At 62.3% G+C, this 14,676-nt stretch carries 14 protein-coding genes and 6 tRNA genes; 8 read left to right on the top strand and 12 right to left on the bottom strand.

What is annotated here, in order from left to right:
* Positions 1-61: 61 nt before the first annotated feature.
* Both AC2T3R_RS03235 and AC2T3R_RS03230 read right to left on the bottom strand, forming a co-directional pair.
* Positions 62-137, bottom strand: a tRNA-Thr gene (locus AC2T3R_RS03235).
* Positions 138-208: 71 nt separating this feature from the next.
* The gene (locus AC2T3R_RS03230; RefSeq protein WP_486744634.1) at positions 209-619 is read right to left on the bottom strand and encodes a pilin; all 411 of its coding nucleotides are present in this window, start codon (positions 617-619) and stop codon (positions 209-211) included.
* A gap of 215 nt (positions 620-834) precedes the next feature.
* Here AC2T3R_RS03230 and AC2T3R_RS03225 point away from each other — a divergent pair, with 215 nt between their 5' ends.
* The 4 genes from AC2T3R_RS03225 to yacG are packed head-to-tail and all read left to right on the top strand — an operon-like array spanning position 835 to position 3,732.
* Positions 835-2,043, top strand: coding sequence for a type II secretion system F family protein (locus tag AC2T3R_RS03225; RefSeq protein ID WP_486744633.1), 1,209 nt, complete (start codon positions 835-837; stop codon positions 2,041-2,043).
* Between the two features lie 2 nt (positions 2,044-2,045).
* Positions 2,046-2,912 carry a prepilin peptidase gene (locus AC2T3R_RS03220; RefSeq protein WP_486744632.1) on the top strand — a complete coding sequence of 289 codons (867 nt, stop codon included), beginning with the start codon at positions 2,046-2,048 and terminating at the stop codon, positions 2,910-2,912.
* Positions 2,912-3,535: a dephospho-CoA kinase gene (gene coaE / locus AC2T3R_RS03215; protein WP_013970769.1), complete on the top strand. Its 624-nt coding sequence runs from the start codon at positions 2,912-2,914 to the stop codon at positions 3,533-3,535. The genes AC2T3R_RS03220 and coaE overlap by 1 nt, the downstream gene beginning before the upstream one ends.
* Positions 3,532-3,732, top strand: coding sequence for a DNA gyrase inhibitor YacG (gene yacG / locus AC2T3R_RS03210; protein WP_003260624.1), 201 nt, complete (start codon positions 3,532-3,534; stop codon positions 3,730-3,732). Before coaE ends, yacG begins: the two co-directional genes overlap by 4 nt.
* A 237-nt stretch (positions 3,733-3,969) precedes the next feature.
* On the opposite strand, the gene AC2T3R_RS03205 is transcribed toward yacG, so the two are convergent.
* Positions 3,970-4,677: an energy-coupling factor ABC transporter permease gene (locus AC2T3R_RS03205; protein WP_043935298.1), complete on the bottom strand. Its 708-nt coding sequence runs from the start codon at positions 4,675-4,677 to the stop codon at positions 3,970-3,972.
* Positions 4,678-4,763: 86 nt separating this feature from the next.
* On the opposite strand from AC2T3R_RS03205, the gene AC2T3R_RS03200 reads away from it, so the two are divergent.
* From AC2T3R_RS03200 to AC2T3R_RS03185, 4 genes are all read left to right on the top strand, one after another.
* Positions 4,764-5,195 (top strand): hypothetical protein, encoded by a 432-nt coding sequence (locus tag AC2T3R_RS03200; protein ID WP_015268860.1) that lies wholly within the window; start codon positions 4,764-4,766, stop codon positions 5,193-5,195.
* A gap of 55 nt (positions 5,196-5,250) precedes the next feature.
* The gene (locus tag AC2T3R_RS03195; RefSeq protein WP_013970766.1) at positions 5,251-5,880 is read left to right on the top strand and encodes a DUF1780 domain-containing protein; all 630 of its coding nucleotides are present in this window, start codon (positions 5,251-5,253) and stop codon (positions 5,878-5,880) included.
* Positions 5,881-6,013: 133 nt separating this feature from the next.
* Positions 6,014-6,187, top strand: a complete 174-nt coding sequence (locus AC2T3R_RS03190; RefSeq protein ID WP_013970765.1) for a DUF3094 family protein — start codon at positions 6,014-6,016, stop codon at positions 6,185-6,187.
* 84 nt (positions 6,188-6,271) lie between these two features.
* The gene (locus AC2T3R_RS03185; RefSeq protein ID WP_486744631.1) at positions 6,272-7,567 is read left to right on the top strand and encodes an NAD(P)/FAD-dependent oxidoreductase; all 1,296 of its coding nucleotides are present in this window, start codon (positions 6,272-6,274) and stop codon (positions 7,565-7,567) included.
* A 308-nt stretch (positions 7,568-7,875) separates the two neighbouring features.
* On the opposite strand, the gene AC2T3R_RS03180 is transcribed toward AC2T3R_RS03185, so the two are convergent.
* From AC2T3R_RS03180 to rluD, 9 genes are all read right to left on the bottom strand, one after another.
* Positions 7,876-8,934 (bottom strand): IS110 family RNA-guided transposase, encoded by a 1,059-nt coding sequence (locus tag AC2T3R_RS03180; RefSeq protein WP_085665802.1) that lies wholly within the window; start codon positions 8,932-8,934, stop codon positions 7,876-7,878.
* Positions 8,935-9,180: 246 nt separating this feature from the next.
* A tRNA-Lys gene (locus AC2T3R_RS03175) sits at positions 9,181-9,256 on the bottom strand.
* 5 nt (positions 9,257-9,261) lie between these two features.
* Positions 9,262-9,338: transfer RNA gene (locus AC2T3R_RS03170), tRNA-Pro, on the bottom strand.
* Positions 9,339-9,385: 47 nt separating this feature from the next.
* Positions 9,386-9,461 (bottom strand) — tRNA-Lys (locus AC2T3R_RS03165).
* 6 nt (positions 9,462-9,467) lie between these two features.
* Positions 9,468-9,544, bottom strand: a tRNA-Pro gene (locus AC2T3R_RS03160).
* A gap of 4 nt (positions 9,545-9,548) precedes the next feature.
* Positions 9,549-9,624: transfer RNA gene (locus tag AC2T3R_RS03155), tRNA-Asn, on the bottom strand.
* 431 nt (positions 9,625-10,055) lie between these two features.
* Positions 10,056-12,620, bottom strand: coding sequence for an ATP-dependent chaperone ClpB (gene clpB, locus AC2T3R_RS03150; RefSeq protein WP_015268858.1), 2,565 nt, complete (start codon positions 12,618-12,620; stop codon positions 10,056-10,058).
* 240 nt (positions 12,621-12,860) lie between these two features.
* Positions 12,861-13,601 carry a peptidoglycan editing factor PgeF gene (gene pgeF / locus AC2T3R_RS03145; RefSeq protein WP_015268857.1) on the bottom strand — a complete coding sequence of 247 codons (741 nt, stop codon included), beginning with the start codon at positions 13,599-13,601 and terminating at the stop codon, positions 12,861-12,863.
* Entirely contained in the window at positions 13,598-14,560 is a 963-nt protein-coding gene (rluD, locus tag AC2T3R_RS03140) for a 23S rRNA pseudouridine(1911/1915/1917) synthase RluD (protein WP_025337605.1), read from the bottom strand. The genes pgeF and rluD overlap by 4 nt, the downstream gene beginning before the upstream one ends.
* Positions 14,561-14,676 lie beyond the last annotated feature (116 nt).

The raw sequence follows: 14,676 nt of genomic DNA, 5'->3' as shown, positions 1-14,676 counted from the left end.
ACAAGGCGGGCATTTCTGGAGGGGCCGAAACCAGGAAAACCTGCATCGTGCCAACAAGATCTGGTGCCGGAGACAGGAATCGAACCTGCGACCTTCGCGTTACGAGTGCGCTGCTCTACCGACTGAGCTACACCGGCGTGTAGCGCAACGTACCACTGCTCGCACCCGTTACGCAAACCCCTGTTTCCGCTAGTTTATTGCCCCACCCTCAAGGCTCCTTGCACCCCTTCGGCGCCAGGTCTTCCTCGATGTCGGTAGTACACGCCCACCCGGTAGCCGAGCGCGTCAGGGTCAGTGCCTTGCCGAGCACAGTCGCCGGCGCATCCACCAGCGTGCAAACGATGCTCCCAGTGCCATCCGCCGCCTTGCCGCTAGCCGTGATCGCACAGTGCGCCGTCGCCGGCTGGCCACCCAGCGCGGCCACATCCGCTACATCCTTCCCATCATTCAATCGCAGGTCCATCGCCGTCTTCAGCGCGCTGATCTCCAGCAACCCGGCCGCGGCCTTGGAGCGTGACTGGTGGTTGGTGTACATCGGTAAGGCGATGGTCGCCAGAATGCCGATGATCGCGACGACGATCATCAGTTCGATCAGGGTGATACCGCGTTGCCCTTTCATGAACGTTTTCCTTTTTGATACGCGTACTCGTTGAGGTCAGGCTCGACCCCGGCTGGCAGCGGCGCAGTAGGCCTGAACAGACACCTTTTGTCACCCCTGCCCGCTTGGGCGTCGTCTTCGCTGAACTACTCTAGTGAGCATCTCGGACGCACGCCCTCGCATGGGCGCGGCAAGCTGTTTCCAGGCTTGTCGCACGGGCAGAAAAAGGACCTTGCATGACCCAATCCACACTCCTCTACACCTGGCACGGCACCGACGCCAACGGCGCGCCGGTCAGCGGGCAAACGTCCGGGCGCAGCCCGGCCTATGTGCGTGCCGGGCTTATCCGCCAGGGCATCAAGGTTGCCAGTTTGCGGCCTGCCGGTGGGTTGACGCTCAGTTTGCCGAAACGGCGTGCAAAGGCCGACCCGGCGGGGTTCAGCCGGCAGCTGGCGACCTTGCTCAAGGCCGGGGTGCCACTGCTGCAGGCGTTCGAGGTGATGGGGCGCAGTGGCTGTGATGCGGCGCAGGCGGCATTGCTGGATAGATTGAAACAGGATGTGGCCTCGGGCCTGGGGCTGGCAGATGCGTTGCAGCGCCACCCGGGGTGGTTCAATGCGCTGTACTGCAACCTGGTGCGCGTCGGTGAGCAGTCCGGCACGCTCGACCGGCAGCTGGAACAGCTGGCAGGCATGCTGGAGCAGCGTCGGGTGCTGCACAAGAAGGTGCGCAAGGCGATGATTTACCCGTTGCTGCTGTTGCTGACGGGGTTGGGGGTGTCGGCGATCCTGTTGCTGGAGGTGATTCCGAAATTCGAGGGCATGTTCTCTGGCATGGGCGTGGCGTTGCCGGCATTTACCCAATGGGTGATCGACTTGTCCACAGGGCTGAGCCGCTTTGCGCCGCTGTTGCTGGTGATGGGCGTGGTGCTGGGTTTTGCCATGCGCCAGCTCTACCGGCAGCACGCGCCAGCGCGCCTGTGGATATCTCGCCGGGTGCTGGGCTTGCCGGTGTTTGGCACGCTGCTGGGGCAGGCGGCTCTGGCGCGGTTTGCGCGTAGCCTGGCAACGTCCTACGCCGCCGGGGTGCCGTTGCTGGATGCACTGGGCACGGTGGCCAGGGTCAGTGGTGGCGACCTGCATGAACAGGCGGTGTTACGGCTGCGCCAGGGCATGGCCAATGGGCAGGGGCTGCACCAGGCGATGGCCGCTGAGCCGCTGTTTCCGCCGCTGCTGGTGCAACTGACGGCCATCGGGGAATCCAGCGGCACGCTGGACCAGATGCTGGAAAAAGCCGCCAGCCATTACGAGGAACAGGTCAGCCAGGCGCTGGACCAGTTGACCAGCCTGCTGGAGCCGGCCATCGTGCTGGTCTTGGGCCTGCTGGTGGGCGGCCTGGTGGTGGCGATGTACCTGCCGATCTTCCAGTTGGGTAGCTTGATCTGAACATGACTTTATGGACTTTGCTGGCTGAGCAGCCGGCGTACTTTGTCACCCTGGCCACGGTGCTCGGCCTACTGGTGGGCAGTTTTCTCAACGTGCTGGTGTATCGCCTGCCGATCATGCTGGAGCGGCAATGGCAGCGTGAGGCGCAGGAAATGCTGGAGTTGCCGATCACGCCGCACGAGCGTTTCGACCTGTGGCTACCCGCCTCGCGCTGCCCGCATTGCGCGCATCGGATTCGCGCGTGGGAGAACATTCCGGTCATCAGCTACCTGGCCTTGCGCGGGCGTTGTTCAGCCTGCAAGACCCGCATAAGCCCGCGCTACCCATTGGTGGAGTTAGCCAGCGCGCTGCTGTCGCTGGTGGTGGCCTGGCGCTTTGGTGCTTCGCCCGAGGCCTTGCTGGCGCTGCCGCTGACCTGGTGCCTGCTGGCCCTGAGCCTGATCGATGCCGAGCACCAGTTGCTGCCGGATGCGCTGGTGCTGCCGATGCTGTGGCTGGGGCTGATCGTCAACGCCTTTGGCCTCTACGTCCCGCTGACCAGTGCGTTGTGGGGCGCGGTGGCCGGGTACCTCAGCCTGTGGACGGTGTACTGGGTGTTCAAGCTGGTTACCGGCAAGGAGGGCATGGGCTATGGCGACTTCAAGCTGATGGCGCTGATCGGGGCCTGGGGTGGCTGGCAGGTGTTGCCGTTGACCTTGCTGTTGTCGTCAGTGGTCGGGGCGCTGGCTGGGCTGTGCCTGTTGCGCTTGCGCCGGCATGCGATGGGCACGGCGATCCCGTTTGGCCCCTATCTGGCGATTGCGGGGTGGATTGCCGTGCTCTGGGGTGATGAAATATACGCCTCATACACAAACCTGCTTGGATTCTGATGACCACTGCGGCCTTTACCCCCTGGATTCTCGGCCTTACCGGCGGCATTGGTAGCGGCAAGAGCGCCGCTGCCGAGCGTTTCGTCGAGCTTGGCGTGCATCTGGTCGATGCCGACCAGGCGGCGCGCTGGGTGGTCGAGCCTGGCCGCCCGGCCCTGGCCAGCATCGTCGAGCGCTTTGGCGCCGGCGTACTGCAGGCGGACGGCCAACTCGATCGTTCGGCACTGCGCCAGCTGATATTCGCCGACCCGGCGCAGCGCAAATGGCTGGAGCAATTGCTGCACCCGCTGATCGGGCAGGAGATTTTCAGCTACCTGGCCAAGGCGGAGTCGCCGTATGCGGTGTATGTGTCGCCGCTGCTGATCGAGTCGGGCCAGCACCAGAAAACCCAACGGGTGCTGGTGATCGATGCGCCGCAGGAGCTGCAGGTGGCGCGTACCCTGGCGCGTGACAACACCAGCGCCGAGCAGGTGCAGGCCATTCTCAAGGCCCAGCTGGCCCGCGAGGAGCGCCTGCGCCATGCCGATGATGTGGTGGTCAATGACGGCGACCTGGCCGCGCTGCATCAGCAGATTGACCGCCTGCACCACTTTTACCTGACTTTACGAGGAGGCCAGCCATGAGCCAGCCATTGACCGTCGATTGCCCGACCTGTGGCGCACCTGTGGAATGGAACGAGAAAAGCCCGTTCCGGCCATTCTGTTCGGACCGTTGCAAGCTGATCGACCTGGGCGCCTGGGCGGCGGAGGAGCACAAGATTCCGGGGGCGGAAGAGTCCGAGGATGAGCTGTACTCGGGGGATTTGGAGCCGCGGCATTGATCCGATAGCCAAGTGGCTGTGCGGGCCGTTGCGCGGGCATGCCCGCTCCCACAGGCAACCCCACAAGCTTCAAGACTGGCGCGGTACCTGTAGGAGCGGCCTTGTGTCGCGATGGGCCGCAAAGCGGCCATCGATTTCAGCGTTAACCCAAAGTTCGCCGGGGCTGCTCCGCAGCCCTTTCGCGACACAAGGCCGCTCCTACAAGCAAGGACCGCACCGCTGCGGTGGCCTGGTTAGTTATCGATCATCCTCCTTCCACGGCGCCTGCAGATACCGCGTGCGGTTGAAGGTTTCCAGCCACTCCGGGCAAAACACCACCAGCGCGCTGATCACCGTGCCGTTGATGAACGCTTCGGGGAACATCATCAGCCACAGGTAGCCGACAAAATCGCTGAGCCACTCCGGCATGGCGAAGCGCCCGTCCAGCCACAACAGCCCCAGCGCGGTCGACAGGCAGGCCAGCACGGTCAGTGCCGCCGGGAAGAACCCTGAACAGAAGATATACACAAACAGGTTCCGCGGCTGGGCGCGCTCGACCCCTATCGCGCACGCCTCGGCGATCAGCACCGGCAGGCCAACCAGCAACAAGCCATTCACCCCCAGCGCCGCCAGGTCCTGACGCCCCAGCACCAGCAAACCGAGCTGGGCCATGAACCCGCCAAGCACCGCCAGTGGCCAGTCCAGCAACAGGGTTACCGCCGTCATGCCTATGAAGTGGTACGACACACCGGTATCGAAATCGCGTCGCACCAACCACAAGGCAAACAGGCAGAACACCGTGCCAAACAGCAGATGCTGGCGGCGCCGGTCGGTGAACAGCTCAACCCAGCGCACCTGGCTGACCGCCCAGATCAGCAACGGCACATATCCCAGCCAGCCAAGCGTAAGGGTGGTGCCCGACAACACCTGCGCGCTGATCACCTGACGAATGCCCCTTGCAGCCATGTGGATAACGCCGAGTCTACACCCATTCTCCGTTTCATTCGGTTGCGCTAGGCTGGCACCCTCACTCGATGCAGGAAGCATTGCTCATGCCGGAAGGAATCAACCTCGCCCTGCTGCTGGCAGCAGCGCTCAACGCCATCATCGGCGTACTTCACCTGGTCATCATCGCCGTCGGGCCGCGTTGGTACCGTTTGTTCGGGGCCGGCGAGCGCATGGCCGTGGCCGCCGAAAACGGCCGCTGGTACCCAGGGCTGATCACCGCAGCCATCGCCTGCGTGCTGCTGGCCTGGTCGGGGTATGCGCTGTCAGCTGCCGGGGCCATCGGGCGGTTGCCCTTGCTGCTGCCGGCCATCTGCCTGATCACCTTGGTGTACCTGGCGCGCGGCCTGCTGGGGCCGATATTGCTGGCGGGTACCGGGCGCTCGCGGCGTTTCATCGTGGTCAGTTCGCTGATCTGCCTGGGGTTTGGCCTGGTGCACCTGCTTGGGGTGGTGCAGCAATGGCCAATACTGGGCTGATTTCTGCGCACAAACAGCATCTTATCGTCATCGATTAGCAGCTAAGCTTGTCTGCATGGATGACTCAGACTACCTGCGCCTGCTTACCATCCAGGCGGAACAAGCCAACGCCTTTCTCTCCAACGCCCGCAAGTGGGAGCGGGAGCGTTGGGTGTGCCAACGCCTGTTGCAGGGGCTGAACATCCCCTATCGCAGCGAGGACTTCACCCCGGCCGGGCAAGAACCGCCAGACGTGCTGTTCCGCGACGCGGCGTTCGAGGTGTTTTTCGTGCTCGACGAGGGCCGCCGGCTCAACGATGAATGGCGCGAAGAACTGCAGCGCCGGCGCAGTGCGTTTTCCCTGGCGCAACTGGTGCGCCGCGAAGCGCGCCCGCGGCGCATCAGTGCCACCGAGCTGCTGGGGCGGCTGGCGCCGACCTTGCGCAAGAAGGCGCACAACTACCGGGAACGCGGGCTGGAACTGAACGAGCTGGATATCATTGCCTTCGCCAGCCTCAAGCGCGAAGTGCTCGACCTCAATACCCATTTCCCGCCGCCCACCGAATATCTGCGCCAGGGCTGGCGCTCGCTGTCACTGGTCGGGCCGACTTTTGCCCGGGTGCTGTTCGCCCACCCCGATGCGCCGGACTTCCTGCGCGGCAACCTGGGCCGCAGCATTGTGTTCGACGTGGGCATCAGTCTTTGATCCACTGCAGCGAGTGTTTGCGATGGCGTACACTCGGCGCCAGAGATAGAAAGCCTTATCATTTGTTTCAAGCGCTTGCGTGAACGCTGTAGCGTTTACGCAGTCCCAAACGTCTACCTGACGAGGCCCCACCATGACCAGCCGCCTGAATCCGGAAGATCAGCGTCGTGTCGATGAGTATCTGCGAGCCCCCCAGCACCAAGTCGAGCGCAGGCCCTTCCGGCCGTGGCTGCTCCTTGTGCTGGTGGTGGCCGTGACCATCGGGTTGGGTCTCATCAGCCGCCTGCTCAGTGGACTGGTGCTATGAGCTGCTTCGCGCTCGCCCTCCCCTCGTGCAGTTTGCGGCCGGCCCCCGGGGCCACGAATTCCGTAAACCTTATGAGATATCCCCATGACTCATCGCATCGTGATTGTCGGCGGCGGCGCCGGCGGCCTGGAACTGGCGACCCGCCTGGGTAAAAGCCTGGGCAAGCGCAAGCAGGCCGAGATTACCCTGGTCGACGCCAACCTCACGCACATCTGGAAGCCTCTGCTGCACGAAGTGGCCGCCGGCTCGCTGAACTCCTCGGAAGACGAACTGAACTACGTGGCCCAGGCCAAGTGGAACCACTTCAACTTCCAGCTGGGGCGCATGAGCGGCCTGGACCGTGAAGGCAAACAGATTCAACTGGCCGCCACCCTCGACGAAGAGGGCCGCGAGCTGTTGCCTGCGCGCACCTTGGGCTACGACACCCTGGTCATTGCCGTGGGTTCCAACACCAACGACTTCGGCACCTTGGGCGCGGCGCAGCACTGCCTGTTCCTCGACACCCGCAAGCAGGCCGAGCGTTTCCACCAGCAGTTGCTCAACCACTACCTGCGTGCCCATGCCGGTGACGTGGCGAGCGAGAAGATCAGCGTGGCCATTGTCGGCGCCGGTGCCACCGGTGTGGAACTGGCAGCCGAGCTGCATCACGCGGCCCACGAACTGGCGGCCTATGGCCTGGACCGCATCCAGCCCAAGGACATGCACATCACCCTTATCGAGGCGGGCCCGCGCGTCTTGCCGGCGCTGCCAGAGCGCATCAGCGTGCCGGTGCACAAGACCCTGGAAAAGCTCGGGGTGAAGGTGATGACCAATGCCGCCGTCAGTGAAGTGACCGAGGATGGCCTGAAAACCAAAGACGGTGAAGTGATCCAGGCCAGTTTGAAAGTGTGGGCGGCTGGTATCCGTGCGCCGGCGTTCCTCAAGGACATCGATGGCCTGGAAACCAACCGCATCAACCAGCTGGTGGTACGCCCTACCTTGCAGACCACGCGCGATGACAACATCTTTGCCTTCGGGGACTGCGCCGCCTGCCCGCAACCGGGTAGCGACCGCAACGTGCCGCCACGTGCCCAGGCGGCGCACCAGCAGGCTTCGATGCTGGCGCAGAGTTTGAAGGCGCGGCTGGAGAACAAGGCGCTGCCGACCTATGAGTACAAGGACTACGGCTCGCTGGTGTCGCTGTCGCGCTTCTCGGCGGTGGGCAACCTGATGGGTAACCTGATGGGCAGCGTGAAGCTGGAGGGCTGGCTGGCGCGGATGTTCTACGTGTCGCTGTACCGGATGCACCAGATGGCGTTGTACGGGTTCTTCCGTACGGCGTTGATGATGCTGGGTAGCAAGATTGGCCGGGGTACCGAGCCTAGGTTGAAGTTGCACTGACACTGAAGATTGCTGGGGCGCTTTGCGCCCCTTTCGCGACACAAGGCCGCTCCTATGTATGGACTCGCCCACACTGTCTAGCTGCTTTTGAACATAGGAACCCGGTTGCATCTATGTATCAGGCCTGTTCGAGGAAGCTTTTTGCTTCTGGCCGACATCGTGGTGAGCTCGCAGCGTGCCGTTTACATTGAGGCCACTGCATCGGGCCTGTAGGAGCGGAGGCATCAGTCTGCGACGGTCTTACCAGGGGTCAATGTTCACTAGCAGGGGTTGGAGCGCTTAGCGCCCCGGTGGCATTACTCGGTTGGTCAGAGGCTCATGGCAGCCTCCGGGTTGCTGTTCGGTTTGTGTTGATAAACCTGGTCGTTCTGTAACAGGGCCCAGATAATGCGCAGATTTCGATTAGCCAGTCTGATCGCCGCTTCCTTGCGCCCAAGGCGGGATAGCCAGCGCAAGAGGCGGCGATCGTCTGGCTGATCGGAATCAGGCCTTAGCTGACTCAAGACAGCATGTGCGCCCTGGATCATCAGGCTACGTATGTAGCCGTCACCTCGCTTGCTCATCCTGCCCAATCTGACTTTGTTTCCACTGCTGTGCTGATCGGGCACGATACCGAAGAAGGCGGAATACATTCGGCCACTGGCGAAGCGGCTGGGCTCGGTCTGTTTCGCCACGATCGCCGTGGCGATGATAGGGCCTACGCCACGAATGGTGACCAGTCGCTGTGCGACTTTATCCTCCCGGGCTGTCGCTTCGAGCCGTCTACTGAGCCCCGCAATGCGTTCACCCAGAGACAGCCAGTCCGTCAACAGCTCATCGAGCAACTCACGCAATAGGTCGGGCAAAGGTAAAGAGGCATCCTCAAGAGACCGCGGCACATGCTTACCAATCGCAGCGTCGCCCTGTGGCATGGATACGCCATGCTCAAGCAGCAAACCACGTATCTGGTTACCCAGCGCGGTATGCCGCTTGATGTTGCCGCGGCGGATACGGTGCAGTGCTTGAATAGCCAGTGCTGTGGTGCTCTTGATCGATATCGAGGCAATACTGGTATCGCGACCGGCGCGCAAAATGGCATGGGTGTCGTTACGGTCGTTCTTCGCGCCGCTGCGGTGTTCGGCGACTCGTTGCGCAGGCAGGATGCGAACCGCATTACCTTTGGCCTGCAGCAGCCTTGCCCAGGCTTGTGCACCTGGGCCGCACTCCATCAAGACGGTCACTGTCGCTGGCAACCTGAGCAGGAAATCATGAAAGGCCTGACGGGATTTGATGCGATCTTCGTAGATCACCCGACCGGTAGCATCCTCGCCTGCTAACTGAAAGACCTGCTTGGCCAGGTCTACACAGATGGTTGTGCAAAGCTCCACATCAGTGGACGACAGGGAACCTTGCTTGGAACTATGCTTTTTCATGGTCTCGCCCTCGCTGCCGTTGGCTTCTTAGAACGCCACCGTGGCACTGTGATGCCTCGGCGGGGGCGAGTCCATCGATTACAAACGACCGCGCAATATCTGCTTGCTGTAGGAGCGGCCTTGTGTCGCGATGGCCTGCAACGCAGGCCCAAAATTCTGGCAAAAAAAAAGGGCATCTCATGCGAGATGCCCTTTTTTTCATGGTGGGTCGTGTAGGATTCGAACCTACGACCAATTGGTTAAAAGCCAACTGCTCTACCAACTGAGCTAACGACCCGGAAATGGTCGGGGTGAGGGGATTCGAACTCCTGACATCCTGCTCCCAAAGCAGGCGCGCTACCGGACTGCGCTACACCCCGTGATACTTAAAGAAAAAGGGCATCTCGCTTGAGATGCCCTTTTTACATGGTGGGTCGTGTAGGATTCGAACCTACGACCAATTGGTTAAAAGCCAACTGCTCTACCAACTGAGCTAACGACCCGGAAAATGGTCGGGGTGAGGGGATTCGAACTCCTGACATCCTGCTCCCAAAGCAGGCGCGCTACCGGACTGCGCTACACCCCGAGATTGGCTCCGCGACCTGGACTCGAACCAGGGACCCAATGATTAACAGTCATTTGCTCTACCGACTGAGCTATCGCGGAACTGAACTTCGGTACATCTTTACAGCTTCGAAGCTTGTGTTAGCTTCGGTCTCTTTGGCTATCCGCTTTCGCGTTGCAGCTGCTGAGGCCGGCTATTCTACATTCTTCGTTTTGCTTGTCAACCACTTTTTTTCATTCAACTTACTGATTTGTAAGTTGTTTTGCGGTCACCGATGTTGCTGGTGATTCGCTTAGTGCCTGACAACGCGGCGTATATTAGGGGCACCCGATTTTAGATGCAAGCAAAAATTTCAAAAATTTCAGCTAGTTATCCAGAAGGCCGGAAAGGCCCGGATTTGCTGGGGCTGTGAGGGCCCCTTCGCGGGCATGCCCGCTCCCACAGGTACGGCACCGGTCCTCGGAATGTGTGTGAGGCCTGGGAGATACAGACAAAAAAAGCCCCGCAGATGCGGGGCTCATGGTGAAACAGATCAGCCGAAGACGATTTCGTCGCCTTCCACCTTGGCGGTAATCGCCGTCCCCGGCATGAACTTGCCTGCCAGGATCAACTGCGCCAACGGGTTTTCGATCCAGCGCTGGATCGCCCGCTTCAGTGGCCGTGCGCCGTATACCGGGTCGTAACCCACGGCAATCAGCTTGTCCAATGCCTCCGGGCTCAGGCTCAGCGACAGTTCGCGCTCCAGCAGACGGCTGCGCAGGCGGCCCAGCTGGATTTCGGTAATGCCGGCAATCTGCTCGCGGCCCAGTGGCTCGAACACCACCACTTCGTCGATACGGTTGATGAATTCCGGACGGAAGTGCGAACCCACCGCATCCATCACCGCCGCACGCTGTGCCTCGCGGTCACCCACCAGTTCCTGGATCTGCGCCGAGCCCAGGTTGGAGGTCATCACGATCACGGTGTTGCGGAAGTCCACGGTGCGCCCGTGGCTGTCGGTCAGGCGGCCGTCTTCCAGCACCTGCAGCAGCACGTTGAACACATCCGGGTGGGCCTTCTCCACCTCGTCCAGCAGCACCACCGAGTATGGCTTGCGCCGTACTGCCTCGGTCAGGTAACCGCCCTCTTCATACCCCACATAGCCTGGTGGGGCACCGATCAGGCGAGCCACGGAATGCTTCTCCATGAACTCGGACATGTCGATGCGCACCATTGCCTCTTCGGTGTCGAACAGGAACTCGGCCAGCGCCTTGCACAGCTCGGTCTTGCCCACCCCGGTCGGGCCGAGGAACAGGAACGAACCACTCGGCCGGTTCGGGTCGGACAGCCCGGCACGCGAACGGCGCACCGCGTTGGCCACGGCGGTTACCGCCTCGTTCTGGCCGATCACACGCTGGTGCAGCAGCTCTTCCATCTTCAGCAGCTTTTCACGCTCGCCTTCGAGCATCTTGGCCACCGGGATACCGGTCCACTTCGAGACCACTTCGGCAATTTCTTCCTCGGTGACCTTATTGCGCAGCAACTGGTTTTCGGTCTTGCCGTGCTGGTCGACCATCTGCAGGCTGCGCTCCAAATCCGGGATCACCCCGTACTGCAGCTCGGCCATGCGGCTCAGGTCGCCTTTGCGACGGGCGGTCTCCAGCTCCTGGCGGGCCTGCTCGATCTTTTGCTGGATCTGCGCTGAGCCCTGCACCTCAGCCTTCTCGGAGGCCCAGATTTCTTCCAGGTCGGCGTATTCACGCTCCAACCGGTCGATTTCCTCGGTCAGCTTCTCCAGGCGCTTTTTCGCCGCTTCGTCTTCTTCCTTCTTCAGCGCCTGCGACTCCACCTTCAGCTGGATCAGGCGACGGTCGAGGCGGTCGAGCACTTCCGGCTTGGAGTCGATCTCCATGCGGATGCGGCTGGCCGCTTCGTCGATCAGGTCAATGGCCTTGTCCGGCAGCTGACGGTCGGTGATGTAGCGGTGGCTGAGCTTGGCCGCAGCAATGATGGCGCCGTCGGTGATGGCCACCTTGTGGTGCACTTCATAGCGCTCTTTCAGGCCACGCAGGATGGCGATGGTGTCTTCCTCGCTCGGCTCCTCGACCAGCACCTTCTGGAAGCGGCGCTCCAAGGCAGCATCTTTTTCGATGAACTGGCGGTACTCGTTCAGCGTGGTGGCGCCAACGCAGTGCAGCTCGCCACGAGCCAGGGCCGGCTTGAGCATGTTGCCGGCGTCCATGGCGCCCTCGCCCTTGCCGGCGCCGACCATGGTGTGCAGTTCGTCGATGAACAGGATGATCTGGCCTTCCTGCTTGGACAGCTCGTTCAGCAGGCCTTTGAGGCGTTCTTCGAACTCGCCGCGGTACTTGGCACCGGCAATCAGCGCGCCCATGTCCAGCGCCAGCAGGCGCTTGCCCTTGAGGCCGTCCGGCACTTCACCATTGATGATGCGCTGGGCCAGGCCTTCGGCGATGGCGGTTTTACCTACGCCAGGCTCACCGATCAGCACCGGGTTGTTCTTGGTACGGCGTTGCAGCACCTGTACGGTACGGCGAATTTCGTCGTCACGGCCAATCACCGGGTCCAGCTTGCCTTCTTCGGCACGCTTGGTCAGGTCGACGGTGTACTTGTCCAGCGCCTGGCGCGATTCCTCGGCGTTGGCGTCATTGACCGCCGCACCGCCGCGCAGGTTGTTGATGGCGTTTTCCAGGGCCTTCTTGCTCACGCCCTGGCTCAACAACAGCTTGCCGAGCTTGCTGTTCTCGTCCATGGCAGCCAGCAGCACAAGTTCGCTGGAAATGAACTGGTCGCCCTTCTGCTGGGCCAGGCGGTCGGCCTGGTTGAGCAGGCGCGCCAGGTCCTGCGACATGTTTACGTCGCCGGTGGGGTTCTGGATTTTCGGCAGCTGGTCGAGTTCTTTCACCAGTGCCTGGCGCAGGCTGTTGATGTCGAAGCCTACCTGCATCAGCAGCGGCTTGATCGAACCGCCCTGCTGCTCGAGCAGTGCCTGCAACAGGTGCACCGGCTCGATGGCAGGGTGATCCATGCCAACCGCCAGGGATTGGGCATCGGATATCGCAAGCTGCAGCTTGCTGGTCAAACGGTCTATTCGCATGGGGGTACCTTCCTTTTAAAGGGCAGGTCGGAGCGATGGACAGCGCCTGTTTGTGAAGAAACCTGCCTGAGATGACCTTATAGATAAGGCTGATTCTGGAAGATTCAAGCGTAGCGGGGTTGACCAGGATCAACCTGTTGGATTAGTGCTGGGCCATTCGCGGGCATGCCCGCTCCTACAGGGAATCCGCAATGTTTGAAACCTGTGGATCGGGCGTGCCCGCGAAAAGGCCGGTGCAGGCTAGCGCGGCTCCAGCCACACCAGGGAAGCAAAGCGCCCCCCCTGCGGAGTACGGCGATAGGAGAAGAACCGCTCGTCGCTGACCGTGCACAAGCCACCGCCATGAACAGCAGTCACCCCACGCGCCGCCAAACGAATACGCGCCAGCTCATAGATGTCGGCCATCAACTTGCCCGGCCGCGCACCATCGACAAAGGCCCGGGCCGCTTCCGGGTGCACCGCCGTAAAGGCATCACGCACTTCCAGCCCCACTTCGAACGCCTGTGGGCCAATCGCCGGTCCCAGCCACACCAGCACCTCTTCGGGTGGCAGTGCCAGGCGATCCAAGGTGGCCTCCAGCACACCACCGGCCAGCCCGCGCCAGCCAGCATGCGCCGCCGCCACACGGGTACCGGCCCGGTCGCAGAACAGCGCTGGCAGGCAATCGGCAGTCATCACGGTGCAGGCAATGCCAGGCTGGTCGGTCCAGCTGGCGTCGGCCTCGGCCACCACAGCCGGGTCGGCATTTGCCACCACCAGCCCATGCACCTGCTTGAGCCAGGCCGGCTGGATGGCGAATTCGTCGCTCAGGCGACGACGGTTTTCGGCCACCGCGGCAGGGTCGTCCCCTACATGGTCGCCAAGGTTGAAGGTTTCATAGGGCGGCAGGCTGACGCCGCCCTGGCGGGTGGTGACACAGGCGCGCACCGAGGCCGGGGCTGGCCAGTCGGGGAACAGCAGCGACTGCGTCAGGCCACTCATCCGACAAAGCTCTCGCGGTCCTGGTTCAGCAGCGACAGCAACCAGACGAAGTCATCCGGCAGCGGCGATTCCCACTTCATGACTTCACCGGTAATCGGGTGGGCCAATGCCAGGAAGCGCGCATGCAGTGCCTGGCGCGGGAAGGTTTTCACCGCCTCGACCATGGTCGGGCTGGCTGCCGGCGGAATGCGGAAGCGCCCGCCGTAGGTCTGGTCGCCGACCAACGGGAAGCCAACGTGAGCCATGTGCACGCGAATCTGGTGGGTACGGCCGGTTTCCAGCTTGACCCGCACGTGGGTGTGCGAGCGGAAGCGCTTGAGCACACGGTAGTGGCTGACCGCCGGCTTGCCGCCATCGGTGACCGCCATGCGCTGGCGCATGCCGCCGTGGCGGCCGATCGGGGCATCGATCTTGCCGCCGGCAGTGACCACGCCAATCACGATGCACTCGTAGATGCGGCTGACCTTGCGCGCCTGCATCTGCTCGACCAGCCGGGTCTGCGCCTGCAAGGTCTTGGCCACCACCATCAGGCCGGTGGTGTCCTTGTCCAGGCGGTGGACGATACCGGCGCGCGGTACGTTGACGATGTCAGGCACGTGGTGCAGCAGTGCATTGAGCAAAGTCCCGCTGGCATGCCCGGCGGCCGGGTGCACAACCAGCCCGGCAGGCTTGTTGATCACCATGATATGGTCGTCTTCGTAGACGATATCCAGCTCGATATCTTCGGCGACCCACTCGCCCTGGGCCTCTTGCTCGGCCTCCAGGACAAGTTGCGAGCCACCATAGACGAGGTCTCGAGGGCGCACCACGGCACCATCGACCGTCAGGCGGCCTTCTTTGATCCACGAAGTCAGCCGGGAACGCGAGTACTCGGCGAACAATTGGGCGGCGACCTGGTCGAGGCGTTGACCGCCCAGTTCGGACGGGACCTCTGCGCTAAGTTGAATGATCTCGGACATGCTCGATTCGGCGGGCGCACAGCCTTTGGTTTCGGCTGCGAGCTTGTGGTTAAATACGACTTCTTTTGTCCCGGGGTTGGCCGGGGCGCTCATCATAACAGGACGGCACCGCCCAA

This window comes from Pseudomonas sp. PVC-5-1 (assembly GCF_057444345.1).
The sequence above is the reverse complement of the archived record's forward strand: the minus strand, read 5'-3'. Positions and strand labels throughout refer to the sequence as shown.